Consider the following 25,162-nt stretch of genomic DNA (forward strand, 5'->3'; position numbering starts at 1 on the left):
CTCCTATCCGCGCGGCCGGTCGAGTCGGACGTACACCGCGGCGAACGCGGCCAGCACCAGCAGCAACAGCACGCCGAGCGCCGAGGCGCCGCCGAGGTCGTCGAGGTTGAACGCGTGCTGGTAGATCAGGTACACCACGGTGGTGGTGGCGCCCTCCGGGCCCGAGCCGTTGGCCAGCAGGAACGCCTCGATGAACATCTGCATCGTCGAGATCACCTGCAGCATCAGCATCAGCGACAGCACCAGCCGGCACTGCGGGATCGTCACGTGCCAGAACCGGCGCAGCAGCCGGGCGCCGTCGATCTCGGCCGCCTCGTACAGCTCGCCGGGGATGGACTGCAGCGCGGCGAGATAGATCAGCACCGCGCCGCCCATGTTCATCCACGTCGACGCGAGCACCAGCGACGGCATCGCCATCGTGGTCGACTGCAACCACTGCGAGGTGGGCAGGCCGAACGTGCTCAGGATGCTGTTGAACAGCCCGTCGCCGGGATCGTAGGCGTACTTGAACAGCAGCAGCGCGCTGGCCGGCGGCAGCATCACCGGCAGGTACACCAGCACCCGCAGGTAGCCCTGCGCGTGCCGGAACTCGTTGAGCACCACGGCGATCAGGAACGGCAGCGCGAACCCGAACAGCAGCGCCAGCCCGGTGAACTCGGCGGTGTTGCGCCACGCCTGCCAGAACGCCGGATCGTGCACCACCCGCTGGTAGTTCGCCAGCCCGACGAAGCTGGTCTCGCCGTACTTCGTCTGCTGCACGCTGAGCACGAACTCGCGGATCATCGGGTACCACGAGAACAGCACGAAGCACAGCACCCCGCCGGCGAGCAGCGCCCAGCCGGTGACGTTGCGCTGCACCCCCAGCGAGTACCGGTGGGTGCGCCGGCCGGCTCCGCCGCCGGTGCTGCGCCGGGAGCGTTGCGGGGCTGCGGTGGCGGTCATCTCGCCCTTCCTCCACTGTGTCCGGTACCGGTGGGTGGCGCGCCGTGCCGCTGGGCCCCCGGTGCCGGATCGGTTGCCCGGCACCGGAAGCCACCGCTCAGCCGGCCGCGAGTACCTGGTTGACCTGCTTCTCGGCGGTGTCGAGCAGCGCGGTCACGTCGGCGTGCGGGTTGGTCAGCACCGCCGACATCGCGGTGTCGAGGACCTTGTAGATGGCCTGCGCGTTCGGCGGCTCGACCTTGAACGGCACCGGGTTGTCGCGGAACGCGGCGTAGTTGTCGGTGGGGATCGTCGCGTTGGCCGCCCGCAGCTTCTCGACCTTCTGCTCGGTGGCGCCGGTGAACAGCTGCGGTTCCGGCTGGCCGACGGTCTGCCCGATCCGCTTGCCGCGCACGTAGTCGAGCTGTCCCTTGCCGGGCGTCAGCTCCTGGTACACGACCCAGGCGATGCCGGCGCGGATCTGCGCGGGCGTGTCGGTCTTCTTGAAGAAGTACTGGTCGCCGCCGCCCAGGGTGGCCGGCGCCGGGCCGGTCTCGCCGGGCATCGGGCCCATGCCGAAGTCGGCGTAGTCGCCCTTGAAGTTCTCGTGGATCGCCTTGATCGTGTCCGGCGCCCCGATGTACATCCCGACCTTGCCCGCGGAGGCGAGCTTCAGCAGGTCGGCCCAGGCGAGGTTCTGCTTGGCGCCCATGCTGCCGTCGGAGTAGCGCATCCGGTGCAGCCGGGACAGGACGGCGCGCCCCTTGGCGTTGTTGAAGTCCGCCTTCTTGCCGTCGGCGGTGACCACCTGGCCGCCCTGCGCGTACATCTCGGCGGTGAAGTGCCAGCCGCCGTTGTTGCCGGCGCTGTAGTCGGCGTAGCCGGCGACCCCGTGGCCCACCTTGTCGGTGATCTGCTTGGCGTCCTTCGCCACCTCGGCCCAGGTCGTCGGTGGCTGGTCGGGGTCCAGTCCCGCCTGCTTGAACAGCTTGCGGTTGATCACCAGGCCCATCGAGTAGTTCGTCCGGGGCAGCGACCAGAGCTTGCCGCCGCGGCGGCCGACGTCGAGCGTGGTCCTGTCCAGGTCGGACAGTCCCGGCACGGTCTTGTCGTTCACGTACTGGGTGATGTCGGTGACCTGGCCGGAGTTGACGACCTGGTCGGTGTCGGTGGCGTACGCGTAGAACACGTCCGCCTCGGTGCCGCCGCGCAGCTGCGCGGTGAACGACGCCGGCTCCTCGCACGGGAACTTGTCGACGGACTTGATCGTGATGTTCGGATGCAGCTTCTGGAACGCCGCGACGTCGGCGTTCCACGAGTCGCGGTCGGCCTTGTCGCTCTTCGGCGGCTGGCAGTCGACGGTGATGGTGACCTTCCCGTCGGCGCTGTCGCCCTGGTCCGCGGACCCGCAACCGGCGAGACCGGCGACGCCCGCACAGGCCGCCAGGGCCATCGCCAACGCCCTGCGGAACTGACTGTTCATCGAGAGACCCTTCGTCGGGCTTGGTCGCCCGCCGCCGTACCGCGCATGGTCGCGGCCCCGGCGGGCGCACGGTCGGGCACGGGCGCGGTACCAGCTCCGAGCGCCCGCGCGAACCGCGGTGAACGATGCCGGTACTTAACCATGGCCAGCAGATCAACGCAATAGAAAGACGAAATCGCGCAAGAAACGAATCGACACTCGTACATGATCGACTGTCCCGGCCGTGTCGAGCGCCGTCGGTGGGCGGGACGGGATGCCAGCGGCCGGCCCGACGGGCACCGTGCACGGTCGGACCGGCGCGGGTGACCGGAGGGGATGAGGCGGAGTCAGGGACGCAGGCGGGTGGTGGAGGAGCGGACCACCAGTTCCGGCTCGAACAGCAGCTCGTCGGTGGCGACGTGCTTGCCGTCGATCTGGTTGACCAGCAGCTCCACCGCGGCCCGGCCGAGCGCCTCGATCGGTTGCCGCACGGTGGTCAGCGGCGGGTCGACGCAGGTCATCAGCGCCGAGTCGTCGTACCCGATGACCGACACGTCGCCGGGCACGTCCCGGCCGGCGCGGCGGGCGGCCCGCACGGCGCCGAGCGCGAGCAGGTCGGAGGCGCAGACCAGGCCGGTGACGCCGTCGGCGAGCAGCCGGGCTGCCGCGGCCTGCCCCGACTCCAGCGAGAACATCCCGTGCGTGACCCGCACGCTGTCGGCCACCCCGAGCCGCGTCGCCAGCGCGGTGAAGGCGGCCTGCTTGCGCTGCGACGGCACGTGCTCGGGCGGGGCGAGCAGCAGCCCGATGCGCTCGTGGCCGAGCGAGACGAGGTGGGTGAGCGCCTGCTCGGCGGCGACCGCGTCGTCGGTGGACACCCGCGGGAACGGCAGGTCGTCGACCGCGGCGTTGAGCAGTACCGCGGGCAGGCTGCGGCCGATCAGCCGGGCGTAGTGGTCGTGCGGGCCGGCGGACATCGCGTACGACCCGCCGGCGAACAGCACGCCGGAGACCTGCTGGCCGAGCAGCAGGTCGACGTACTCGGCCTCGGAGACGCCGCCGGAGGTGCGGGTGCACAGCACGGGGGTGAACCCGCGCTGGGCGAGCAGGTCGCCCACCACGTCGGCGAACGCCGGGAAGATCGGGTTCTGCAGCTCGGGCAGCACCAGGCCGACCAGTCGCAGCCGTTCGCCGCGCAGCTGGGTGGGCCGCTCGTACCCGAGGACGTCGAGGGCGGTGAGCACCGCGTCGCGGGTCGCCTGGGAGACGCCGGGCTTGCCGTTGAGCACCCGACTGACCGTCGCCTCGCTGACGCCGACCTTCTCCGCCACCACCGCCAACCGCCGCACCATGGCAAAAACCCTACCTCAACTTACGCAAGAACTTGCACTCGCCTGTCGTGCCGATCACCCCGCCGCGTCGATCCCGACGTCGCGGGTCGCTCACGGCACCGCGTCGTGGTCGACCGGGAGGGCACGGTCGACCGGGAGGGCGAGGTGCTCGGCGGCGAGGAAGGCGCGGGTGGCGGCGCTGGGGTCGCGGTCGGCGGTGGTGGCGACCGCGGTGCGCCACACCGGCGCGGTACCGGCGACCGGGACGAACCGCGCGCTGGTCTGCTTGTGCCGGAACGACTCCGGTACCAGCGCCACGCCGAGGCCCTGGGCGACCAAGTCGAGCAGCGTGTGCACGTCGTTGACGGTGAGCGCCACCCGCCGGGACAGCCCGGCGAGCCGCAGCGCGTGGTCGGTCACGTCCCGGGTGACCCACCCGGGGGCGAAGTCCACGTACGTCTCGGTGTCCAGTTCGGCGAGCGCGACGGCGCCGGCGGTGGCGAGCGGGTGGCCCGGCGCGCAGGCGACGACCATCGGCTGCTGCTCCAGCGGGGTCAGTCGTACCCCCGCCGCCGAGCCGTCCGGCGGTGACGAGACGAACGCCAGGTCCAGCGCGCCGCCGCGTACCTCGTCGATCAGCTCGGGTGAGCTGCCCTGGCGCAGCGCGATCCGTACCCCGGGGTGGGCGGTACGGAACCGGCCGAGGGCGCGGGGCAGGTCGATGCCGCCGAGACACTGGATGGTGCCCACGGCGAGGTTGCCGCGCAGCAGCCCCTGTACCGCCGCGACCGCCTCGCGCGCCGCGGTGACGGTGTGCAGGGTGCGGCGGGCCTCGGCGAGCAGCGCCCGGCCGGCCTCGGTCAACTCCACCCGCCGGGTCGAGCGGACGAACAGCGCGGCGCCGAGGTCACGTTCCAGTGCCCGGATCGACGCGGACAGGCCGGACTGGGCGACGTGCATCCGGGCCGCGGCGCGGGTGAAGTGCCGCTCCTCGGCGACGGCCACGAAGTACTCGATCTGGCGCAGCTCCATCGACGGCTCCCGACGACGCGTTGAGCACCGGTGGTGATCGATCGCATCGTTTTCTTCTGTTGGACAGCTCAAACGGCCGGGACCAAAGTACAACGGAGGGCGGCGGCCACCCGGGCCGCGGCGGAGCAGGAGGCGAAGCATGCAGTACCGGACGCTGGGTGGGACCGGCACCGTGGTGTCGACGATGTGTCTGGGCACGATGACCTTCGGTGCGGAGAGCAGCGAGGAGGTGTCGCACGCGCAGCTCGACCTCTACCTGGAGCAGGGCGGCAACTTCGTCGACACCGCGAACGTCTACTCGCACGGCGTCTCCGAGGAGATCATCGGTCGCTGGTTCGCCAAGCGGCCCGGCGCCCGGGACGCCGTGGTGCTCGCCACCAAGGGCCGGTTCCCGATGGGCGAGGGCCGCAACGACCTGGGGCTCAGCCGGGTCAGCCTGACCCGGGCGCTGGACGCGAGCCTGAGCCGGCTCGGCACCGACGCGATCGACCTGTACCAGGCGCACGCGTTCGACCCGCTCACGCCGCTTCCGGAGACGCTGCGCTTCTACGACGACGCGGTGCGCGCCGGCAAGATCCGCTACGTCGGGGTGAGCAACTTCCTCGGCTGGCAGTTGCAGAAGGCGGCGCTGCTGACCGAGTTCCTGCACCTCGCGCCGATCGTGACCCTGCAGCCGCAGTACAACCTGCTCGTCCGCGACATCGAGTTCGAGCTGGTCGATGTGTGCCGCAACGAGAACATCGGCATCCTGCCCTGGTCCCCGCTGGCCGGCGGCTGGCTGACCGGCAAGTACCAGCGGGACACCACGCCGACCGGCGCGACCCGGCTGGGGGAGAACCCGGAGCGCGGCCAGGAGGCGTACCAGCGGCGCAACGAGCAGGAGCGCACCTGGCGGGTGGTCGAGGCGGTGCGCTCGGTGGCCGAGGAGCGCGGCGTGTCGATGGCCCAGGTGGCGCTGGCCTGGCTGCGCGACCGGCCGGCGGTGACCTCGGTGATCCTCGGCGCGCGTACCGTCGAGCAGCTCACCGACAACCTGGCCGCCGACGACCTGCGACTGTCCGAGCGGGAGCAGCAGACGCTCACCGACGCCAGCGCGCCGGTGATGGCGGACTACCCGTACGGCGTGCCCGGCGTGCAGCAGCGCCACCGCGGCCTGTAGCGGCCGGCACCGGATCCGCGCCCCGGGCCATCGGGCCCGGGGCGCGACCGTCCGCCCGGCGACCGCCCACCCGGCCGGTAGGGTGTCGCGATCGGGCCGTCGGCGGAGGGGAGCATCGTGGGCAGGGTGTTGGCGCCGGGGCAGCGCGCCGAGCTGTACGTGGCGGGCGTCGACACGCGACCGCGGCTGGTGTTCGCCTCCACCACGATGCTGTTCGAGGCGCCGAACTGGACCGCCGACGGCCGGTACCTGGTCGTCAACGCCGACGGCGGGCTGTACCGGATCCCGGTCGACGGCGGCGAGCCGGAGCCGGTCGAGCTGGGCGACGTGCCGCCGATCAACAACGACCACGTGCTCGCCCCGGACGGCACCGCCGTGTACGTCTCCGCCGAGGACGGGCACCTCTACCGCTGCGCCGACGGCGTGGCGGCCCGGCTCACCGACGACCAGGCGCCGGCCCGCGCGTTCCGCTACTACCTGCACGGCATCAGCGCCGACGGCGGCACGCTCGCCTTCGTCGGTACCGAGCGGGTCGGTGCGGACGCGGGCGGGTTGCGGCGGGTGTTCACCCGGCCCGCGGGCCCCGGCACCGACACGCTGCTGGGCAGCGGGTTCTCACCGGCCGACGGCCCCGAGTTCGGCCCGGACGGCAGCGTCTACTTCAACTCCGAGCGGGGCGCCGACGTGCCCGGCCACGCGCAGCTGTACCGGGTGGGGCCGGACGGGCGGCACCCGGTGCGGCTCACCGACGACGAGCGGGTCAACTGGTTCCCGCACCCCTCGCCGGACGGCAGCCACCTCGCCTACGTGAGCTTCCCGCCCGGCACCCTCGGCCATCCGGAGAACGTCGACGTGCTCGTCCGGCTCTGCCGCCCGGACGGTACCGGCATCCGCGACGTCGCCGCGGTCTTCGGCGGCCAGGGCACCATGAACGTCAACAGCTGGTCGCCGGACTCGACCCGGTTCGCCTTCGTCGGCTACCCGACCTGACAGACTGGGCACCGATGCAGCCACGGCGCCGACCCGGCGCCCATCGCGTCGAGCGACCGCCCGGCGCGGGTCGCGGCACGCGAGAGGATGAGCGGAATGCCCACCGGACCACTGCCCGAACGGGTACGCGAGATGCTGGAAAAGCCGAACCCGGCGGTGATCACCACGGTGCGGCCGGACGGCCAGCCGGTCTCCGTCGCCACCTGGTACCGGCTGGACGGCGAGAAGATCCTGGTCAACATGGACGAGCGCCGGGCCCGGCTGCGCTACCTGCGGGAGGACCCGCGCGTCTCGCTGACGGTGATCGACGAGGGCAACTGGTACACCCACGTCAGCCTGCAGGGCCGGGTCGAGCTGGCGGCCGACCCCGACCTGTCCGGCATCGACAGCCTGTCCCGGCACTACGGCGGCGAACCCTACCCGGACCGCGAGCACGCCCGGGTCAACGCCTGGATCACCATCGACCGCTGGCACGCCTGGGGCGCCCTCGCCGAGTGACGGGCGGCGGCGGCCGGTGCCCACCGGCCGCCGCCCACATCCCGGTGTGAACCCGGCCGCTCAGCCCTCGTGCCGGACGGTGTCGAGGAACGCGCCCCACTGGGCGGCATCGACCCGCAACACGCCGCCCGCCGGGTCCTTGCTGTCCCGCACGTACCACCGCCCCGCGGCCACCGCGACCTCGACACAGTTCCCGCCCTGGCTACCGCTGCGACTGCTCTTCCGCCACCGCAGTTCGTTGGTCTGAGCACCGTTCATCTGGCTCGCCTCCGCGAATGCGTCGGGCTCACTTGCCGATGTGAGGACCGTTCCGGACGACATCGAGAAACGCCGTCCACTGAACGGCATCGACGCGCAACACTCCTCCACCGGGGTTCTTGCTGTCCCTGACATAGCAGGTGTCCGCCTGCATTGCCACCTCGACGCAGTTGCCGCCGGAGGTGCCGCTGCGGCTACTCTTCTGCCATCGCAGGCAGTGGCTTTCGTGGCTGTGCATAACGCGTCTCCCTCACATGCCGTATCAGCGCGATCGAGTCGGCGGCGGACAGCGCTTCGCATCGCATGACATCGATCGTTCGTGCGCATCTTTGCACATGCTCGACGGAGGGCAGGATCTGTCCGGAGCCGGATCCGTCGACGTATGCGAGGCGCTCTCCGTTCGGCAGGGTCATCAGTACGAACGAGCCATCCAAGGGCGCTCTTCCGGCGTCAGACAGACGCAGAACCTGCAGCTTGATATGTGGTCGTTCGGCGAGGACGACGAGACGGTCGAGCTGTGCGGCCATGACGTCGTCGTCTCCGACCTGGCGGTGTAGCACGCTCTCATCCAGGATCGTCCAGATGAGTGGTGGCTCGGCGCGATCGAGGATCGCCTGCCGCTCCAGCCGTGCCTTCAACCGTTCGTCGAGTTCCGTGGGGTCCCGCGGCGGCCAGTCCGGTTGGAACACGGCGCGCGCGTACTCCTCGGTCTGGAGGAGTCCCGGCACGAGTTGCACCTCGAATCCTTCGATGGTCTTCGCTTCTCCTTCGAGAGCGACGAAGGACTGGAACCATTTCGGGTAGGCCTCGCGGGCGATCATGGGGAGCAGGTTGGTGAGGGCACCGCCGGTGTCGAGCGCGGCATCACAGGCGGCCGTGAAGTCGGCGGTGGGCGCGCGCTGCAACGTCTCCACCATGCTGATCAGGCCGGGGGAGAAGTTGATCCGCTCGGCGAGCTGCGCCTGGCTCAGGCCGCGGTCGTGCCGGAACCGGCGCAACTGCACGACGAAGTACTCCTGCAACGTCTCCGGCGGCGTCTCGTCCGGGTCGGCCATCGCGCTCTCCGTCCACTGTGGAATCCGTACACGGATCACCTGTTGGGAGCGCGAGCCTACCCTCCGTGCATGCGATCCGCCAGGCTGGTGTCATGAACGCAGAGCCGAGCACCGAACCGCTGGAACCGAGCGACGCCGAGCTACTGGCGCACCTGATCGACGCCGCCGGTGCGCCGCCGCGCCGGTTCGTCCTGGCCCACCGCGACGACGAGGACGCGCCGACGGTTTTCCGTTGGGGCATCGAGCTTCCGGACGGTGCCTACCTGGTCAGCCCGGACGGCAGCTCGACCGCGCAATGTGCCAGCGCGTGGTCGGCGCTGGACCTGTTCGACCGGGTACGCGTGCTCGACCTGATCTGGCTCGACCCGCGCTGAGCCAGGCCTCGAATCCGTTCGTCCGAGCCCGTTCGCCGGCCCGGTCCGTCCACACCGGACCGTCCGAGCAGGACGCCGCCCCGTCTCCCCACGGCGTCCTGCTCGGACTCCCGTCGCCGCGGTCGCGCGTGGCGAACCCGGCGCCGATCAGGCCAGCGTGAGCACCAGCGAGGCGACCGCCAGTGCGAGGTACCCGGCGGGGAAGCCGAGGGTGGCGTAGCCGTGCGCGCGCAGGTGCGCGGCGACCGCGCCGGCGAAGTACAGCACCAGGCCGGTCGCGGCGACCACGCCGAGCGGCCGGTACGCGAGGCCGGCCAGCAGGCCGGCGGCGCCGGCGAGCTTCGCGGTGGCGAGCCACGGCAGCCACGAGTCCGGCACGCCGACCACGGTCATGAACCCGCGCACGAACGACGCCCGCGCCGCCGCGGCCGCGCCGATCGCCGCCGTCGCCACCGCGGTGACGAGCACGACGACGAGGTACCCGGTGCTCATGGACGCCCTTCCGTCGCAACGCCCGTTCGGCACGGGCACGTCCCGCCGATGACCTGCTCGCTCATGGCCGGTCCGCCGCCGGACCGACCGCGGGACGACGGCGCACGATCCACCGGACTCGCCCGGCCGCCGAACCGCCCGACCCGGGCATTCCTGCCGACGGCGGTCCGATCCGGGCCGCGGCGGTAGCCTGACCTCGTTGCTTTCATCTGCGGAACCGATCCCTTCGGGCGGCGGGGCACTGCCGTTCCCCTGTCTGACGTCTCCCGGCCCAGGAAGGTGACCTCGTGACCGGAGCCGATCGCACCGACCGGTTCGCGGCGTCCCGCGATCGGCTGAAACAGGTGGCCTACCACCTGCTCGGGTCGGCCGACGACGCGGACGACGCGGTGCAGGCGGTGTGGCTGAAGGCCAGCGCGTCCGACGCCGACGTGGCCAACGTCGACGGCTGGCTGACCACGATCACCGTGCACGAATGCCTCGACCAACTGCGTGCCCGTACCCGGCGGGCCGAGCTGCCGCTGGACGACGCCGCGCCGGTGCTGGCCAGCCAGGCGTCCTGGGTGTCGCCGGAGTCCGACGCGCTGCTCGCCGACGGCGTCGACCGTGCGCTGCTGGTCGTGCTGGACCGGCTGTCGCCGGCGCAGCGCGTCGCGTTCGTGCTGCACGACGTGTTCGCGCTGCCGTTCGACGACGTCGGCCGGCTGCTGGACCGCTCGCCGGCGGCGGCCAAGAAGCTCGCCAGCCGGGCCCGCGACCGCATCCGCGCCCCGCAGCCGGATCCGCCCCGCCGTACCCGCGAGCACCTGCGGGTGGTCGAGGCGTTCCTGGCCGCGGCGCGCGGCGGTGACCTGGCCGCGCTGCTGCGGCTGCTCGCCCCCGACGTGGTCCGCACCGTGGATGCGAACCTGGTCGGCCGGCAGGTACCGGCCGAGGTCCGCGGGGCGGACGCGGTCGCCGAGGAGAGTCGCCTGTTCACCCGGCGCGCCGCCACCGGCGTGGTGCTGCTCGTCGACGGCGCTCCCGGCGTCGTGCTCGCGCCGCACGGCCGGATCCGTGCCGTCCTGCGGATCGACCTCGGCCCCGACGACCTGATCCAGGCCGTCGACATCGTGGGTGACCCGGCCCGCCTCGCACGCATCACCCTGACCCTGCCGCCGCCCTGACGACGCGCGGCCGCGGCCGCGGCCAGAGCCGGTGGGCGCACCAGTCACGAGCAGTCGAACCAGTACCCGACCGGCCGATCGGGGCAGGAGCGGCACTCGAAGACGTAGACGCCACCCGCGTCACCCAGCATCAGCCCGGCCGACTCGATCACGTGGTTGCCCTGCATCGGCCCGGTCCGGCCGTCGGTCGTGTCCCGGTCCTCCACCGGCAGCCAGGTACGCCAGCTCTCCCCGTCGGCCTCCCAGCTGGCCACCGTCAGCAGGTGCTCCATCCGCCGACCGCAGGTCGGGCAGTCGGGCCAGTACGGGTCCTGGGTCCAGCCGGGGTAGCCGCCGAGCTTGATCCCGGGCGCGTCGGACAGGTGGCAGTGGTAGCTCCAGCCGGTGTCGTTCTCCAGCTCGGTGAAGCGGTCGGCCAGCGCGGCGCGCAGGTCGTCCGGCAGATCCCAGCTCGGGTACTCGGTCACCCGCTCCGGATGCACCACGCAGGGTTCGGGGACGTGGTCCTCGAACGCGTCCGGGACGGCCGCCGGCGTGTCCGCCACCGCGCCGATCGACCGCGAGTCACGCCACCAGACCACGGGCCGCGGGCAGTAGGCCTCCCCGTGCGCGAACGGACACCACAGCACCTGCAGCAGATCGGTACCGTCCGGAAACGGCATGCTCGGAGCGTCCCGCCGGAACAGCTGCACGATCGGAACCAGCGGCACCGCCGCATCGTGCCGGATCTCCTGCTCGAACTCGTAGTGCTCCTCGGCGCAGGTCGGCCAGGGCTCGGCCGCCGGCCACAGCAGCGGTCCGCCGACCGAACTCTCCCGGCAGGTCGGCGTGCCGCGGCGCGGATGCAGCCGCACCGACTCGGTGCGCAGCGGCACCAGCTCGGGAAACAGCTCCTCGACCGCTACCGGCCGAGGCGGGGTGTGACGGACCACGATCGCTCCAGGGGTCGACGCAGGACGGTGTCGTTCGGACGGGTTCGTCGGCGGCAGGAGTCTCCGACGGACGCCCGGCACCCTAGCGTCGGGGTCCGACATCGTCGCAGACCCCGGTGGGCCCGCCCGGAGCCAGGCACGGTGCGGGGACGGCGGTGCCAGACTCGGGTACGGGGGTGCGGGCATGCCGAGTGTCGAGATGAGCGCCGCGATCGAGCGGTTCCGGGCGCGCCGGCGCGAGCGCGCCGGGCAACCGCCCGTGCCGCTCGACCGGGCGCGGGAGGCGTTCGCGCCGGCGGGGGAGATCCACCCGGTCCCGACCGACGTGCGGGTCACCCCGGTCGACGCCGGCGGGGTGCCCGCGTACTGGCTCGACCCGCCCGGCGTCGCGGCAGACCGGGTGCTGCTGTTCGTGCACGGCGGCGGGTTCGGCCGCGGCTCGCTGCGCAGCCACGGCGAGCTGGCGGCGCGGCTCGGTCGCGCGGCCGGCACCCGGGTGCTGTTCGCCGAGTACCGGTTGGCGCCGGAGCACCCGTTTCCGGCCGCGGCCGAGGACGTGCGTACGGTGTGGCGCTGGCTGGTCGGCGCCGCCGGCGTCTCGGCGGGATCGGTTGCGCTGTGCGGTGACTCGGCCGGTGCCGGCCTGATCGTCGGCCTGCTCGCCAGGCTGCGCGACGCCGCCCGACACCCCGCGGACCCGGCCGGCGCGGCCCGGGCAGCGGCGGCGGTGTTGCTGTCCCCGCACGTGGACCTGACCTCGTCCGGCGCCTCGATGGTCGAGGAGGTGGGCGACGATCCGCTGTTCACCCCGGCGATGATCCGCGGCATCGCGGCCGACTACCTACGGGGCGCCGATCCGACCGATCCGCTCGCCTCGCCGCTGTTCGCCGACCTGCACGGGTTGCCGCCGCTGCTGATCCTGGTCGGCTCCGCCGAGCTGCTGTTCAGCGACGCGCAGCGGCTGGCGAACGCGGCGCGCGACGCCGGCGTGGACGCCACCCTGACGATCGGCGCCGGGCTGCCGCACGCCTACCCGTTGCTGCTCGGCACGCCGGAAGCCGCCGCGGCCACCGACGAGATCGCCGCGTTCGTCCGCGCCCACCTCGGCTGACCGTCCGTTGTGGACAGCCAGCCCGGGTCACTCCGGGCGGTCCGGGTCGTCGGCGAGCTCGCCGAGCGGGATCGGCGTGTCGACCGGGCGCACCGACAGCGCGAGCGGATCCGGCAGCTCGGCCGGACCGTCCACACCGGACAGTGTCGCGGTCAGCCCGGCGACCGCGGTGCCGCAGCTGCGGCCCTGGCACCGGCCCTGGCCGCAGCCGGTCGCGGCGCAGACCGTACCCAGGGCGGTGGCGCCGGACTCGACCGCGTCACGCAACGCGCCGTAGCGCACCCGCTCGCACCGGCACACCACGGTGTCGTCGGCCAGCCAGCTCTGCCAACCGTCCGGTACCGGATAGACCGCGGCGAGCGCGTCGGCGAACCGGCGGTACCGGGCGCGGGCGCCCTGCCAGGCCGATGCGCGGGCGGCGTGGCCGCGCTCGCCGAGGGTACCGAGGTCCAGCGCGGTGGCGAGGCCGGCGAGGGCGCCCTCGGCGGCGGCCAGCACGGCGCCGCCGACACCGGTGAGCTCGCCCGCCGCGTACACCCCGGGGCGGCTGGTGAGCTGCGCGTCGTCGACCGCGACGACCGGGGACCCGTCCGGGCCCGGCTCGGTGTCGCAGCCCAGCGCGAGCGCGAGCTCCAGCTGCGGCACGAACCCGTACCCGACGACGACCGCGTCGGTCTCGATGGTCTTCTCGCTGCCCGGCACGATCGTCCAGTCCGGCTTGAGCTTCGCCACCGTCGCGGTCTGCACCCGCCCGTCGCCCTCGACCGCGACGACCGCGCGGCCGGCCCGGACCCGGGTACGGTGCCGGGTCAGTGTCGCGGTGTAGCGGGCAGCTTCGGCCACCTTCTCCGGCGCGAGCGCCATCGCCCGCGGCCGGCGGACCCAACCGCGGGTGTGGTTGGCCTCCAGCACCCCGGCGAGCCGCGCGCCGGCCTCGATCAGCCCCGCCGCCACCGGCAGCAGGAACGGCCCGGTACCGGCGACGAGCACCCGGCGCCCCGGCACGATCCGGGCGCCCTGCAGCAGCGCCCGCGCCGCACCCGGGGTGTACACGCCCGGCAGCTCGGAGCCGGGGAACGGCAGCGTCCGGTCGTACGCGCCGGTCGCGAGCACCACCCGCGGCGCGGCGATGACGCCGGCGTTCACGGCGCGGCCGGACGAGACGTCCGCCAGGTGCAGCAGCGCGCCGCCACCCACCCGCGGCTCGGCCGCCCAGACGGTGACCTGCTGGCGCTGGGTGACCCGGCGGTGCCGGGCCAGCCGGGCGATCAGGTCGGCGGCGGCCGGCTGCTCGTGGTGTGCCCGCTCCGGGCGCACCGCGCCGAACTCGACCGGCAGCTGCCGGTGGTACTGCCCGCCCGGCCGCACGTCCGCGTCCAGCAGCAGCACGCTCGCCCCGCCGTCCGCCGCCTGTACCGCGGCGTGCAGCCCGGCCGCGCCCGCGCCGACGACCACCACGTCCGCCGCCCTGGTCGGAATCACCGCGTACCTCCGTGCCCGGCCGTCGTGACCACGTCGCCGGGCCGGGCCACGTACCGGCAGGCGCGGATGGACGGTGTGTCGTTGACGGTGACCAGGCAGCCGTAGCAGACGCCGATGCCGCAGAACACGGCGCCGCGCCCGTCGTCCCAGCCGACCCGGCCGGCGGCCAGCATCGCCGCCGCGACGGTCTCGCCGGGCCGCAGCGACACCGCGGTGCCGTCCAGCACGATCTCGCCGATCGGCTCCGCGGTCGGCTCCACCGGGTCGTCGACCACCCGGTACGGGCCGCGCTCGTCGTCGTCGCTCATCCGCAGCTCCCTCCCGCCGGGCGGGCGTCCCGGTGGTCCGCGCCCGGCCGCCGGTCGCCGGCCGGGCCGCGGCGTCCTCCCGCCGTCCCGGGCATCGGACGGTGCGTCCCCGCGCGCGTCGGCCGGTCCGCCGTCATCGGTCGGTCTCCGGCTCGACCGGGGCGAGCCCGGGCCGGTCCGGTGCGTACGGTGCCGGGTCCAGGCTCGGCGTCGCGCCGGTGACCAGGTCGGCGAGCAGCTCACCGGTCGCCGGCGCCAGCCCGACACCCGCGCCGCCGTGGCCGGTCGCGTACCAGAGGCCGGGGTGCTGCGGGTCGGCGCCGATGATCGGCAGCTGGTCGGGCGTGCGGCCGAACAGCGTGCCGGCGCCGCGCAGCACGGCCACCTCGCGCAGTGCCGGCAGCAGCCGAACGGCGTCGGCGGCGAGCCGGCGCAGCGCCGGCACCGGCACGGACGTCTCGAAGCCGGCCTCGGTACCGGTGGTGGCGATCGCCAGCGCGCCGGTGCCGGTGGGCGCCAGCACCAGCGGGGCCGTGTCGGGGCCCGTCTCGTACACGGTCGGGCCGAGCGGCTGCGGCAGCGGCTCGGTGACGAGCACGTGCCCGCGACCGGGGCGGACCGGCAGCCGTACCGAGGCGAGTTCGGCCAGCGGCCCCGACCAGGCCCCGGCGGCGAGGACCAGGGTGTCGGTGTGCACCGAGCCGGCCGCGGTGTCGACCCGCAGCCCGGTGCCGGTCGGTTCGATCGCGGCGACGGGCGCCGCCGGAAGCACGACGGCGCCGCGTTCCATCGCGGCCGCGAGCACCGCGAGCGTGGCGGCGACCGGCGCGACCCGGGCGTGCCCGGGGTAGCGGACCGCGAGCGTGACGTCGTCGGCGAGCCCCGGCGCGAGCGCGGCCAGGTCCGCGTCGGACAGTTGCTCGGCGGCCAACCCGGCGGCCCGCTGCTCGGCCGCGAGCGAGCTCAGCTGCTTCGCGGCGGCCGGACCGCGCGCGACGCTGACCGCGCCGTCGGCGCTCAGCCGCAGGTCGGGTCGGTGGTCGAGGTCGGCGGCGAGCCGGTCGGCGAGGCCGTCCCACTGCTGCCGGGAGTGTCGGGCGAGGTCGAGCAGCGGGCCCGGACGGTGACCGACCGCGACGGTACCGAGCCCGGCGCCGGTACCGCCGGCGGCGACCGCGCCGCGGTCCACGATCACCACCGACCGGCCGCGTACGGCCAGCTCGTAGCCGCAGCAGGCGCCGACCAGGCCGGCGCCGACGACCACCGCGTCCACGGTGGCCGGCGCTGAGTGGCTGAACACGCGTCTCCTTCTCCCACCGAGGACGGGTCGGTGCCGAGGTACGGACACCCACAGTGCGCCAAACTCTAGAGGTCGCGGCTGTACCGGCCGGCAGCAACACCCTGCTTCCCGGCCGGCCGGCAGGTATCCGGTGTGATCCGCGTCGCCGCCGGCCCGGCTCCGCGACCACGACCCGCGGGGTTATCGACCCGTTTGTCGGGTACGTCGCGCCGCCGGGCTCGGCCGAACCGGCCCGCCAGCGCCCCGGCCGACCCGCGGGCCGGTCCGGTTGCCGTGTCGTCCGGCGGTGAGTCGGCGGCGCGGGCCGGGCGCGTGAAAAGATGGCGTCCATGTGCGGACTGCTCACCTTCGTCAGCGCCCACGGCATCGCCGGCGTGCATCGCGACCACATTGCCGACGCGCTGGAGAACCTGCACCATCGCGGTCCGGACGACACCGGCGTGGAGACGTTCGGTGACTCGCCCGGCGGCGACGTGGTGTGCGGGTTCAAGCGGCTCGCGTTCATCGACGTCGCGCACAGCCACCAGCCGCTGCGCTACCTCGACCGCTACCTGCTCACCTTCAACGGCGAGATCTACAACTACATCGAGCTGCGCGAGCAGCTGCGCCGCGAGTGCGGGGCGAAGTTCGAGACCGACGGCGACGGCGAGGTGATCCTCGCCGCGTACCACCACTGGGGCCTGGAGACCGCACTGCGCCGGCTGCGCGGCATGTTCGCGTTCGTGATCTGGGACAAGGTGGAGCGGCGCGCGGTCGGCGCCCGCGACCCGTTCGGGATCAAGCCGCTGCACTACCTGCTCACCGCGGACGGGCTCTACCTGTCCAGCGAGAAGAAGGCGTTGATGCCGTTCGCCGGGTCGGCCAACGCCGGCAACAACGGCATCGACCACGCCAACCTGTCGCACTACCTGACCCTGCAGTACGTGCCCGAGCCGACCACGATGCACCTGGGCATCAGCCGGGTCGAGTGCGGGCAGGCGTTCACCTACCGCCCCGGCGAGCCGGTGCAGCTCTCCCGGTACTACCGGGCCGACTTCCGGCCCGCCCCGGTCGCCGACGAGCAGGCGCTGTACAAGAAGATCGAGGACACCCTGCGCGAGTCGGTGCGGCTGCACATGCGCTCCGAGGTGCCGCTGGGCTGCCTGCTGTCGTCCGGCATCGACTCCACCGCGGTGGTGGCACTGGCCCGCGAGTTCAACCCGAACGTGCTGACCTTCACCGTCGGCTACGACGTGCCCGGCTACTCCGAGATCGACGTGGCCGCCGACTCCGCGCAGCATCTCGGCGTGCAGCTGATCCCCACCAAGATCGGCCCGCAGGACATGATGGAGGCGCTGCCGCGGATCGTCTGGCACCTGGACGACCCGGTCGCCGACCCGGCGCTGGTCCCGCTGTACTTCGTCAACCGCACCGCCGCGCAGCACGTCACCGCGGTGCTGTCCGGCGAGGGCGCGGACGAGTTCTTCGGCGGCTACACGATCTACCGCGAGCCGCTGTCGCTGCACTCGATCTCGTCCATGCCGGACGGCATCAAGCGCGGCCTCAAGTCGGTGGCCAACGTGATGCCGGAGGGCGTCAAGGGCAAGAGCTTCATCGACCGGGGCACCGTGCCGCTGGAGGAGCGGTACTACGGCAACGCGCGGATCTTCTCCGAGGCGGAGAAGCAGGTGCTGATGCGCCACTACGACCCGTCGGTGGCCTACACCGACGTGACCGCCCCGCTCTACGCCGAGTGCGCGCACCTCGACGACGTGACCCGGATGCAGTACATCGACCTGTACACCTGGCTGCGCGGCGACATCCTGGTCAAGGCCGACCGGATGTCGATGGCGCACTCGCTCGAGGTGCGCGTGCCGTTCCTCGACCCGGTGGTGTTCGAGCTGGCGGCGACCATCCCGACCGAGCTGAAGGTCACCCTGCGCGGCAACCACACCAAGTACGCGCTGCGCCAGGCGATGCGCAACATCGTGCCGCCGCCGATCGTCAACCGGCGCAAGTGGGGCTTCCCGACACCGACCCGGGTCTGGCTCAAGGACGCCATGTACGAGTGGGCCGCGAACATCCTGGCCCGCTCCGGCGCCGGCGCCCTGATCGACCTCGGCTACGTGCGCAAGCTGCTCGACGCGCACCGCAAGGGCGAGGCCGACAACAGCCGCAAGGTCTGGACCGCGCTGGTGTTCTGCGTCTGGCACGCCATCTTCGTCGAGCGCTCCATCGACCCGCGGCCCAAGCCGGCCGAGTCGGCGCTGCTCACCAAGCCCGTCGTGCAGCGCGCCACCTGGTGACCGCGGCGGCGGGGAGCGGGCCGGCCGGCGACCGCCGCCAGCGGGCCGGTCGGTGACCGGCGACGAGGCCCGCCGCCGCGCCGGCTACCTGACCGCGGCCGAGCTGGTCGAGGCGCTGCCCGAGGTGCTGGTGCTGGACCCGGCCGGCACCATGGTCTCGCCGGACGTGTCGGTCGCGGCGGGCGCGGTGCTCTACCCGGGCGTCGTTCTGCACGCCGCGGCGGGCGGCCGGATCGAGCTCGGCGCGAGCCGGCTGTGGCCCGGCACCCGGTTGCTCGCCGAGGCCGGCGGCAGCATCACGGTCGGCGACGGCTGCGTGTTCGAGGGCGGCGTCACCCTGCGCGCCGCCGGCCCGGCCGCTGCGGTACGAGTCGGGGCCGGGTGCCGGCTGTCCCACGGTGCCGAGCTGCTGGCCGACGCCGACCTCGGCGACGGTGCCCAGCTGCTCGGCCGGATCACCGCCCGCGACGTCGTCCTCGCCGGCGGCGGCAGCCACGCCGACCCGGACCCGGACACCCGCGGTGCGGTACTGAAGGGCTTCGGTACCGCCCGCGGTCTGCGGCTCGCGGTGGGTGAGGTGGTCAACGGTGCCGGTGACTTCGCCCGCGCCCCGGTCGAACGCCAGTCCGCCTACCATCCGAAACGGGACTCCGCGACCAGAAGAGGATGATCTAGCATCCTGCTGTCCAGCGACCGAGCAGGGGAGTGGCGATGGCGGGATCCGGACGGTACCGAAGAGTCGGCCGCGGGGCGGCGGTCGCTGTGCTGGTAGGGGCGTTGGTCCTGTCCGGACCGGGTGTTGCGGCGGCCGGCCCGGCCCGAGCCATCGCCGGGTCGCCCACGACGTACTACGTGGACGCGACCGGCGGCGACGACGGCAACGCCGGTACCTCGCCGGACGCCGCCTGGCGGTCGCTGGCGAAGGTGAGCGGGCACGGGTTCGCGCCGGGCGACACGATCGACTTCAGGAAGAACGAGACGTGGACCGGCACCCTGACGCTGTCGTCGAACGGTGCCGACGGCGCGCCGATCACGGTCGGCTCGTACGGGGACGGCGAGCGGCCGGTGATCACCGGCGGCAGTACCTGTGTCGCGGTCGAGGGCAACTGGTGGGTGGTCACCGAGCTCGCGGCGACCGACTGCGGCTGGGCCGGCTTCGAGCTCGGCGCCGCGAACGCGCCGGCCGGTACCAACGGGCAGCACGACATCGTCGATTCGGTCCTGGCCAGCCACAACGTCGTCGGGGTGTCCATCATGGAGACCGCGGCGTTCGACGCGGTGCAGTGGAGTCAGCTGATCGACAACGACAAGATGAGCGTGAACGATCCGGACCCGGACAACGACTCCGGCGCGTTCGGGGTGCTGCTCAACGGCGACGACAACCTGGTCACCCGCAACACCATCACCGGCAGCTTCGCCGACAGCGACGACTACACCTACGACGGGGCGGCCGTCGAGGTGTACGACGGGGACCGGAACACGGTGACCTACAACGTCAGTGTCGACAACGAGACGTTCACCGAACTCGGCCACCAACCCGGCGGCACCGCGAGCGACAACATGTTCGGCTACAACCGGGTGACCTCGACCAAGCCGCGCGGCGCGTTCCTGGTCACCCGTGGGGCCGACGACACGAACCTCGGGCCGGTGCTCGGCACCCAGGCGTACGACAACTCCGTCTACCTGCCGCAGGCGGGGTACGACCCGGCGACCGGGCGCGGGCTGAGCGAGGGCTGGGTGTGCGACGCGGGCTGTTCGCCGGACGTGTTGAAGCTGCGCAACAACGTGTTCTCGGTCTGGTGGAAGCCCGGGTACGAGGACGGTCTCGGCGCCGACGAGGACAACGACCTGTACGACACGTCGTACCCGGGCACGGTGTGGCAGTTCACCGCTGGCGCGCACGACGTGCGCACCGACGACGTGGGCTGGGTCAGCAAGGCGACGCCGGATCTGCACTTGACCGCGGCCAGCCCGGCCATCGGTATCGGAGTCGAGCCCGACAGCCGGTACGCCGACGCCCTGCAGTGGGACCTGGACGGCATCGAGCTGTCCGGCAGCCGGGACGCCGGCGCCTACCAGTACCACTGAGGCCGGCCGCCCGCGCGAAGGACGTGCGGGCGGCCGGACGGCCTCAGCCCTTGACCGCCCCGGTCAGCACGCCCTTGGTGAAGTGGCGTTGCAGGAACGGGTACACGAGCAGGATCGGCACGATCGACACCACCAGGATGGCCATCTGGATCGCCGCCTGCGGCGGTAGCCGCTCGGTGCCGAGTTCCCCGCTGCCCAGCTGGGTGTCGTTGATGACGTAGGTGCGCAGCACCAGTTGTAGCGGCCAGAGCCGGCTGTCGTCGAGGTAGAGCAGGGCGGAGAAGAACGCGTTCCAGTAGCCGACCGCGTAGAACAGCCCGATCACCGACAGCACCGCCTTGGACAGCGGCAGCACGATGCTGGTGAAGGTGCGCAGCTCGCCGGCGCCGTCGATGCGGGCGCTCTCGATGATCTCGCCGGGCAGGTTGGCGAAGAACGCCCGCAGCACGATCACGTTGAACGCGTTGACCATCGTCGGCACGATCAGCGCCCAGATGCTGTTCAGCAGCCCGGCCTGCTTGACCACCAGGTACAGCGGGATCATCCCGGGCGAGAACAGCATGCTGAACAGCACGATCAGCAGCAGCGGCCGGCGGGCCACGAACCCCGGCCGGGACAGCGCGTACGCGAGCAGCCCGGAGACGGTGAGGCTCAGCAGCGTACCGACGACGGTGACCAGCACGCTGATCCCGAGCGCCCGGGTGACCACCCCGCCGGCGAACAGCGACCGGTAGGCGTCCAGGCTGATCGAGTGCGGGATCAGCACCAGCCCGCCGGCCTCGTCGATCTGCCGGTCCGGCGCGACGCTGGTGGCGATCACGCCGACGAACGGGATCACCACCGCGGCGCAGAACACCGCGAGCACCAGCCCCTTGACCACCCGCATCGGCCAGGACGGCGCGGGTACGCCGTTGACGATCCGGCGGCTCACCGGCTGTACACCCCGTCCTCGCCGAACACGTGCGCCACCTTGTTCGCCACCAGTACCAGCGCCACGCCGACCAGCCCCTTCACCAGACCCACGGCGGCCGCGACGCCCCAGGCGCCGCCGACCACGCCGTTGTTGTAGACGTACGTGTCGAGCACCTCGCTGACGTCCCGGCCGACCGCCTGCTGTTGCAGGATGATCTGCTCGAACCCGACCGTCAGCGAGTCACCGAGGCGCAGGATGAACAGCAGGATGATGATGCCGCGCAGGCCGGGCAGCGTCACGTGCCACAGCTGCCGCCAGCGGCTGGCCCCGTCGACGCTCGCCGCCTCGTACAGCTGGGCGTCGATGGTGGACAGCGCGGCGAGGAACAGGATCGTCGCCCAGCCGGTGTCCTTCCAGATCACCTGCGAGGTCAGCAGCACCCGGAACAGCTCCGAGTTGCCGATGATGTCGATCGTGCCCAGATCGTGCGCGCGCAGGTAGTTGTTGAGCAGCCCGCTGCCGCCGAGCATCTGCTGGAACAGCGCCACCACGATCACCCAGGACATGAAGTGCGGCAGGTACAGGATGCTCTGCGCGATGCGCTTGATCCGCTCGGAGAACAGCGAGTTCATCAGCAGCGCGAGCAGGATCGGCGCCGGGAACACGAACACCGCCTGCAGCAGCGTCAGGATCAGCGTGTTGCCCAGGGCGCGCAGGAACGCCGGGTCGCCGTCGACGATCACCGCGAAGTTGGTGAACCCGGTCCAGGCGCTGCCGCGGATGCCCAGGAACGGTTGGTAGTCCTGGAACGCGATCACGTTGCCCAGCAGCGGCAGGTAGTGGAAGCCGAGGATCAGCGCGATGCCGGGCAGCGCGAACAGCAGCAACACCCGGTCGCGCAGTAGCCGGCGCCCCAGCCCGAGCCGGCGCCGGGCACCGCCGGCGTGGCCGGCCGGCGCGGGGTCGCGGCGGGTGGGGTCGCGGCGTGCGTCGGCGAGCCGGCCCGGTGGTGCGGCCGGCAGCGCGGTGCGCCGACTCACCGCTTCGCCGCCTCGGCGTACGCCTTCGCCAGCTCGGACTTCATCGCGGTGCCGCCGGAGGACAGGAACGTCTTGACCGCCGGCCGCCACGCCGACACCGGCTGCTTGCCCTGCACGATCTGGTTCTCCACGTCGAGCAGCACGGCGGTCAGCTGCGTCCACTTGCGCGACATCGTCTCGGAGTACAGCCCGTACGAGGCGTCGTAGACCAGCCGGTCGGCGATGCGCTGCTGGATCCGGTGCTGGCGCTGCGGCACCTCGGGCCTGCCGGCGTAGTACAGCGCCAGGTCCGAGTCGCAGATGTACTGCAGGCCGATGCCGGTCTCCACCACGCCGACCTTCGTCGGGATCGGGTCGCTGCCGTGCAGCGTGTAGTGCCGGCCGGCCACCCCGTACTTGCGGAACAGGTACTCCTCGGTGCCGAACGGCGCCGCCATCCAGTTGGCCAGCTTCAGCAGCGTCTCGGTGGAGTGCTTCGACCCGGTGCTGAACGCGGTGACGTTGTTGAGCGCCGCGCCCATCCACGGCTTGCCGAGCCCGCCGTCGAAACCGGGCACGTCGAGCATGTCGACCGAGAACGCGTCGCCGGCGGTGTTCTCCGCGTAGTACTGGTTCCAGGCGACGAAGCTGTCCAGGTCGAAGGCGGCGATGCCGCCGTTGAACCACTGTTTGCGGGCGCTCGCCTTGTCGCCGAACGCGTCCGGGTTCACCACGCCGGCCGCGACCAGCTTGCGCGTCGCCTCCAGCGCATCGGCGTTGGCCTCGTCCTCGTACATGGTGGTGAACCGGTCGCCGGAGCGCTTCCACTGGTTCGCCATGCCGAACATCTGCCGGACGTACGCGGTCGGCGCCTTGGTCCACGCCCAGCGGTGCCGCTTCGGCTCGGTCATCGCCGTGCACAGGTCCAGGAACTCGGCGAAGTTCTTCGGCGCCGGGTTCTTGATGCCCTTGGCCGCCAACAGATCCACCCGGTACAGCGGGAGCGAGGTGCGGGACATCCCGCGCGGCACCGGCACCCCGTAGATGCCGCCGTTGAACACGCAACCCTTCCAGTACTCGGTCGGGATGTTCGCGAGGAACGGGTAGTCGTGCACCGCGTCACCGGACAGCTGCTCGGTCAGGTTGCGGCACTTGGCCTTCAGCAGCGCCGGCAGTTCCGGGGTGGTCGGCGGGATGTTGAGCACGTCGGGCAGGTCGCCACCGGCGATCCGGGTGGCGAACTTCTTCGGGTACTCGTCGTTGGAGGCCATGCTGATCGACAGGTCGGAGCCGAGCCGGTCGTTCATCGCCTGCCAGAACCGGTTGCGGTTCTCCGCCGGCGGGATCGCGCCGGGAATGTTGGTCAGGAACGAGATCGGCTTGCCGTCGCCGGGCTTCTCGTGGATCGCCCGCACCGGGTGCGCCGGGTACTTCAGGAACCCGGCGAGCACCCGGTCGGTGCCCGGCAGGTCGGGCTGGACGCCCTGGTAGGGCCGGTGGTCGGGGAGCTTGACGGCGAGGTTCGCCGCCGCGGTGTCCGCGCCGCCGGAGCTGCAGGCGGTCAGCAGGGGAGTGCCGGTGACCGCGACGGCGGTGGCGGCGAGGCCGCCACCGAGGAGAGTTCTTCTGCTGATCGGCTGCATGTGAGGTCGTCCTCCGAACCGGAAGTGCACGGGAGGTGAATCGGCGTCGCGCCGATTGATGTGCGCGGCCTCACCATGACATAGTACGTCCTATGTCATCAAGACTCGGTGCGCCGCGAATCGTGTTCGATCCCCGCGACAGCGGCTACCACACGTTCCGGATCCCGGCGATCGTCGCTCGCGGTGGCGTGCTGTACGCGTTCTGCGAGGGCCGGCGGCACGGCCCGGGCGACGCCGGCGAGATCGACGTGGTGCTGCGCCGCTCGTACGACGGTGGCGAGAGCTGGGGCGAGCTGACCGTGCCGTCCTCGGTACCGGCCACGACGTGCGGCAACCCGACCCCGGTCGTCGATCCCGGCTCCGGCGACCTGGTGCTCGTCACCGTGCAGAACGGCGCCGACGCCGACGAGTCGACCCTCGCCCGCGGCACCGACGTCTCCCGGACCGCCCGGGGTGCATCCGGCGCCGGGCCCGCACCCGGCGCCGAGGCCGGCCGCCGGGTGTACGTCCAGCGCAGCCGCGACGGGGTCGCCTTCACGCCGACCACGGAGATCACCGAGCAGGTCAAGCCGGCGGACTGGGCCTGGTACGCGACCGGGCCGTGCCACGCGATCGCACTCACCCACGGCCGGTACGCCGGCCGGATCGTGGTGCCCGCCAACCACTCCCGGATCCCGCCGCCCGGTGCCGATCCGGCCCGGTACAACGGTGGGCACTGCATCCTCAGCGACGACGGCGGGCACACCTGGCGGCTCGGGTTCGTCGACGACAACGACGGACCGGAGATCAACGCCAACGAGACCGCGGTCGCCGCGCTGCCCGACGGCCGGCTGTACTTCACCGCCCGCAACCACCGCGGCACCGGCCCGGCGCGGGTGCACGCCTGGTCCACCGACGGCGGCGAGCACCTGGCCGCGCCGTACACCGGGATCGGCGAGATCACCGCGCCCGGCATCCAGGGCAGCGTGCTCGCGGTCGGCGACCGGCTGCTGGCGACCACCCCGGTGCATCCGGAGATCCGGCGCGAGCTGACCGTGTTCGGCAGCGACGACGCCGGCGCGAGCTGGCGGCCGGAACTGGTGCTGCACGCGGGGATGGCCGGGTACTCCGATCTGGTCGCGCTGCCCGACGGCCGCGTCGGCGCGCTGTACGAGTCCGGTGCCACCTCCTCGTTCGCGGTGCTGCGCTTCGCCACCTTCGACCCCGGCAGCTGAGCCCCGCCGCCGCGACGCCGGCAGCAGCCCCCCGCCCGCCACGCCGCCCGCCATGCCGCCCGCCACGGCCGGCAGCCCGACGCCCGACGCCCACCGAGCAACGACGACCAACACCCGAGTAGCAGGGAG

Annotated in this window: 25 protein-coding genes; 10 read left to right on the top strand and 15 right to left on the bottom strand. The window is 72.6% G+C overall.

Translation table 11 applies throughout. The annotated features are described in order from the left end of the window. Positions 1-3: 3 nt before the first annotated feature. From NUM_RS26755 to NUM_RS26770, 4 genes are all read right to left on the bottom strand, one after another. A complete protein-coding gene (locus tag NUM_RS26755) occupies positions 4-942 on the bottom strand; it encodes a carbohydrate ABC transporter permease (RefSeq protein WP_207127699.1) in 939 nt (312 codons plus the stop codon). Positions 943-1,039: 97 nt separating this feature from the next. After that, complete coding sequence (locus tag NUM_RS26760) at positions 1,040-2,404, bottom strand: ABC transporter substrate-binding protein (RefSeq protein WP_207127700.1); 1,365 nt, start codon at positions 2,402-2,404, stop codon at positions 1,040-1,042. A gap of 326 nt (positions 2,405-2,730) precedes the next feature. Continuing rightward, positions 2,731-3,735 carry a LacI family DNA-binding transcriptional regulator gene (locus NUM_RS26765; protein WP_207127701.1) on the bottom strand — a complete coding sequence of 335 codons (1,005 nt, stop codon included), beginning with the start codon at positions 3,733-3,735 and terminating at the stop codon, positions 2,731-2,733. 90 nt (positions 3,736-3,825) lie between these two features. Next, positions 3,826-4,746 (bottom strand): LysR family transcriptional regulator, encoded by a 921-nt coding sequence (locus NUM_RS26770; RefSeq protein WP_207127702.1) that lies wholly within the window; start codon positions 4,744-4,746, stop codon positions 3,826-3,828. Positions 4,747-4,885: 139 nt separating this feature from the next. Here NUM_RS26770 and NUM_RS26775 point away from each other — a divergent pair, with 139 nt between their 5' ends. The 3 genes from NUM_RS26775 (at position 4,886) to NUM_RS26785 (ending at position 7,393) form a co-directional block, all read left to right on the top strand. Then, positions 4,886-5,905 (top strand): aldo/keto reductase, encoded by a 1,020-nt coding sequence (locus tag NUM_RS26775; protein WP_207127703.1) that lies wholly within the window; start codon positions 4,886-4,888, stop codon positions 5,903-5,905. Positions 5,906-6,022: 117 nt separating this feature from the next. Continuing rightward, a complete protein-coding gene (locus tag NUM_RS26780) occupies positions 6,023-6,895 on the top strand; it encodes a TolB family protein (RefSeq protein WP_207127704.1) in 873 nt (290 codons plus the stop codon). 96 nt (positions 6,896-6,991) lie between these two features. Further along, positions 6,992-7,393, top strand: a complete 402-nt coding sequence (locus NUM_RS26785; protein ID WP_207127705.1) for a PPOX class F420-dependent oxidoreductase — start codon at positions 6,992-6,994, stop codon at positions 7,391-7,393. 60 nt (positions 7,394-7,453) lie between these two features. Here NUM_RS26785 and NUM_RS26790 read toward each other — a convergent pair whose 3' ends face one another. Genes NUM_RS26790 through NUM_RS26800 form a run of 3 tightly spaced genes read right to left on the bottom strand, consistent with a single transcriptional unit; the run spans position 7,454 to position 8,706 of the window. Then, a complete protein-coding gene (locus NUM_RS26790; RefSeq protein WP_207127706.1) occupies positions 7,454-7,651 on the bottom strand; it encodes a DUF397 domain-containing protein in 198 nt (65 codons plus the stop codon). A 28-nt stretch (positions 7,652-7,679) separates the two neighbouring features. Continuing rightward, a complete protein-coding gene (locus tag NUM_RS26795) occupies positions 7,680-7,889 on the bottom strand; it encodes a DUF397 domain-containing protein (protein ID WP_207127707.1) in 210 nt (69 codons plus the stop codon). Then, positions 7,846-8,706, bottom strand: coding sequence for a helix-turn-helix domain-containing protein (locus NUM_RS26800; RefSeq protein WP_207127708.1), 861 nt, complete (start codon positions 8,704-8,706; stop codon positions 7,846-7,848). The genes NUM_RS26795 and NUM_RS26800 overlap by 44 nt, the downstream gene beginning before the upstream one ends. 92 nt (positions 8,707-8,798) lie before the next feature. Between NUM_RS26800 and NUM_RS26805 the strand changes: the two genes are divergently transcribed. Further along, complete coding sequence (locus NUM_RS26805) at positions 8,799-9,080, top strand: hypothetical protein (protein ID WP_207127709.1); 282 nt, start codon at positions 8,799-8,801, stop codon at positions 9,078-9,080. A gap of 147 nt (positions 9,081-9,227) precedes the next feature. Here the strand turns inward: NUM_RS26805 and NUM_RS26810 are convergent, their stop codons facing one another. Beyond that, a complete protein-coding gene (locus tag NUM_RS26810) occupies positions 9,228-9,572 on the bottom strand; it encodes a DoxX family protein (protein ID WP_207127710.1) in 345 nt (114 codons plus the stop codon). Between the two features lie 287 nt (positions 9,573-9,859). Here NUM_RS26810 and NUM_RS26815 point away from each other — a divergent pair, with 287 nt between their 5' ends. Then, positions 9,860-10,738, top strand: coding sequence for a sigma factor (locus NUM_RS26815; protein WP_207127711.1), 879 nt, complete (start codon positions 9,860-9,862; stop codon positions 10,736-10,738). A gap of 44 nt (positions 10,739-10,782) precedes the next feature. Here the strand turns inward: NUM_RS26815 and NUM_RS26820 are convergent, their stop codons facing one another. Next, entirely contained in the window at positions 10,783-11,670 is an 888-nt protein-coding gene (locus tag NUM_RS26820) for a YwqG family protein (protein ID WP_207127712.1), read from the bottom strand. A gap of 184 nt (positions 11,671-11,854) precedes the next feature. On the opposite strand from NUM_RS26820, the gene NUM_RS26825 reads away from it, so the two are divergent. After that, entirely contained in the window at positions 11,855-12,781 is a 927-nt protein-coding gene (locus NUM_RS26825) for an alpha/beta hydrolase (protein ID WP_207127713.1), read from the top strand. A gap of 27 nt (positions 12,782-12,808) precedes the next feature. Here the strand turns inward: NUM_RS26825 and NUM_RS26830 are convergent, their stop codons facing one another. From NUM_RS26830 to NUM_RS26840, 3 genes are all read right to left on the bottom strand, one after another. Then, positions 12,809-14,263, bottom strand: coding sequence for an FAD-dependent oxidoreductase (locus tag NUM_RS26830; RefSeq protein WP_225918873.1), 1,455 nt, complete (start codon positions 14,261-14,263; stop codon positions 12,809-12,811). Beyond that, positions 14,260-14,571 (bottom strand): (2Fe-2S)-binding protein, encoded by a 312-nt coding sequence (locus NUM_RS26835; RefSeq protein WP_207127714.1) that lies wholly within the window; start codon positions 14,569-14,571, stop codon positions 14,260-14,262. The genes NUM_RS26830 and NUM_RS26835 overlap by 4 nt, the downstream gene beginning before the upstream one ends. Before the next feature lie 133 nt (positions 14,572-14,704). After that, positions 14,705-15,871, bottom strand: coding sequence for an NAD(P)/FAD-dependent oxidoreductase (locus NUM_RS26840; protein WP_207127715.1), 1,167 nt, complete (start codon positions 15,869-15,871; stop codon positions 14,705-14,707). A 329-nt stretch (positions 15,872-16,200) separates the two neighbouring features. Here NUM_RS26840 and asnB point away from each other — a divergent pair, with 329 nt between their 5' ends. The 3 genes from asnB to NUM_RS26855 all read left to right on the top strand — a co-directional run bounded on the left by asnB (position 16,201) and on the right by NUM_RS26855 (position 20,244). Next, on the top strand, positions 16,201-18,156 hold the full coding sequence (asnB, locus tag NUM_RS26845) for an asparagine synthase (glutamine-hydrolyzing) (RefSeq protein ID WP_207127716.1): 1,956 nt from the start codon (positions 16,201-16,203) through the stop codon (positions 18,154-18,156). A gap of 52 nt (positions 18,157-18,208) precedes the next feature. Next, on the top strand, positions 18,209-18,826 hold the full coding sequence (locus NUM_RS26850) for an LbetaH domain-containing protein (RefSeq protein WP_207127717.1): 618 nt from the start codon (positions 18,209-18,211) through the stop codon (positions 18,824-18,826). Positions 18,827-19,008: 182 nt separating this feature from the next. Further along, complete coding sequence (locus NUM_RS26855) at positions 19,009-20,244, top strand: polysaccharide lyase domain-containing protein (protein ID WP_207127718.1); 1,236 nt, start codon at positions 19,009-19,011, stop codon at positions 20,242-20,244. Positions 20,245-20,287: 43 nt separating this feature from the next. On the opposite strand, the gene NUM_RS26860 is transcribed toward NUM_RS26855, so the two are convergent. From NUM_RS26860 to NUM_RS26870, 3 genes are read right to left on the bottom strand one after another with little or no spacing between them, the layout of a single operon-like run. After that, a complete protein-coding gene (locus NUM_RS26860) occupies positions 20,288-21,175 on the bottom strand; it encodes a carbohydrate ABC transporter permease (RefSeq protein WP_225918874.1) in 888 nt (295 codons plus the stop codon). Continuing rightward, the gene (locus NUM_RS26865; protein ID WP_225918875.1) at positions 21,172-22,197 is read right to left on the bottom strand and encodes an ABC transporter permease; all 1,026 of its coding nucleotides are present in this window, start codon (positions 22,195-22,197) and stop codon (positions 21,172-21,174) included. Before NUM_RS26865 ends, NUM_RS26860 begins: the two co-directional genes overlap by 4 nt. Further along, positions 22,194-23,819, bottom strand: coding sequence for an extracellular solute-binding protein (locus tag NUM_RS26870; protein ID WP_207127719.1), 1,626 nt, complete (start codon positions 23,817-23,819; stop codon positions 22,194-22,196). Before NUM_RS26870 ends, NUM_RS26865 begins: the two co-directional genes overlap by 4 nt. A 92-nt stretch (positions 23,820-23,911) precedes the next feature. Between NUM_RS26870 and NUM_RS26875 the strand changes: the two genes are divergently transcribed. Next, positions 23,912-25,033 (top strand): sialidase family protein, encoded by a 1,122-nt coding sequence (locus tag NUM_RS26875; protein WP_207127720.1) that lies wholly within the window; start codon positions 23,912-23,914, stop codon positions 25,031-25,033. Positions 25,034-25,162 lie beyond the last annotated feature (129 nt).

The organism is Actinocatenispora comari (assembly GCF_017312725.1).
Classification (GTDB): domain Bacteria; phylum Actinomycetota; class Actinomycetes; order Mycobacteriales; family Micromonosporaceae; genus Actinocatenispora; species Actinocatenispora comari.

What these genes read in the sequence shown, in the direction of transcription:
- NUM_RS26755 (WP_207127699.1), bottom strand. Translation starts at nt 942, where the DNA reads ATGACCGCCACCGCAGCCCCGCAACGCTCCCGGCGCAGCACCGGCGGC.
- NUM_RS26760 (WP_207127700.1), bottom strand. Translation starts at nt 2,404, where the DNA reads ATGAACAGTCAGTTCCGCAGGGCGTTGGCGATGGCCCTGGCGGCCTGT.
- NUM_RS26765 (WP_207127701.1), bottom strand. Translation starts at nt 3,735, where the DNA reads ATGGTGCGGCGGTTGGCGGTGGTGGCGGAGAAGGTCGGCGTCAGCGAG.
- NUM_RS26770 (WP_207127702.1), bottom strand. Translation starts at nt 4,746, where the DNA reads ATGGAGCTGCGCCAGATCGAGTACTTCGTGGCCGTCGCCGAGGAGCGG.
- NUM_RS26775 (WP_207127703.1), top strand. Translation starts at nt 4,886, where the DNA reads ATGCAGTACCGGACGCTGGGTGGGACCGGCACCGTGGTGTCGACGATG.
- NUM_RS26785 (WP_207127705.1), top strand. Translation starts at nt 6,992, where the DNA reads ATGCCCACCGGACCACTGCCCGAACGGGTACGCGAGATGCTGGAAAAG.
- NUM_RS26790 (WP_207127706.1), bottom strand. Translation starts at nt 7,651, where the DNA reads ATGAACGGTGCTCAGACCAACGAACTGCGGTGGCGGAAGAGCAGTCGC.
- NUM_RS26795 (WP_207127707.1), bottom strand. Translation starts at nt 7,889, where the DNA reads ATGCACAGCCACGAAAGCCACTGCCTGCGATGGCAGAAGAGTAGCCGC.
- NUM_RS26800 (WP_207127708.1), bottom strand. Translation starts at nt 8,706, where the DNA reads ATGGCCGACCCGGACGAGACGCCGCCGGAGACGTTGCAGGAGTACTTC.
- NUM_RS26805 (WP_207127709.1), top strand. Translation starts at nt 8,799, where the DNA reads ATGAACGCAGAGCCGAGCACCGAACCGCTGGAACCGAGCGACGCCGAG.
- NUM_RS26810 (WP_207127710.1), bottom strand. Translation starts at nt 9,572, where the DNA reads ATGAGCACCGGGTACCTCGTCGTCGTGCTCGTCACCGCGGTGGCGACG.
- NUM_RS26825 (WP_207127713.1), top strand. Translation starts at nt 11,855, where the DNA reads ATGCCGAGTGTCGAGATGAGCGCCGCGATCGAGCGGTTCCGGGCGCGC.
- NUM_RS26835 (WP_207127714.1), bottom strand. Translation starts at nt 14,571, where the DNA reads ATGAGCGACGACGACGAGCGCGGCCCGTACCGGGTGGTCGACGACCCG.
- asnB (WP_207127716.1), top strand. Translation starts at nt 16,201, where the DNA reads ATGTGCGGACTGCTCACCTTCGTCAGCGCCCACGGCATCGCCGGCGTG.
- NUM_RS26870 (WP_207127719.1), bottom strand. Translation starts at nt 23,819, where the DNA reads ATGCAGCCGATCAGCAGAAGAACTCTCCTCGGTGGCGGCCTCGCCGCC.
- NUM_RS26875 (WP_207127720.1), top strand. Translation starts at nt 23,912, where the DNA reads ATGTCATCAAGACTCGGTGCGCCGCGAATCGTGTTCGATCCCCGCGAC.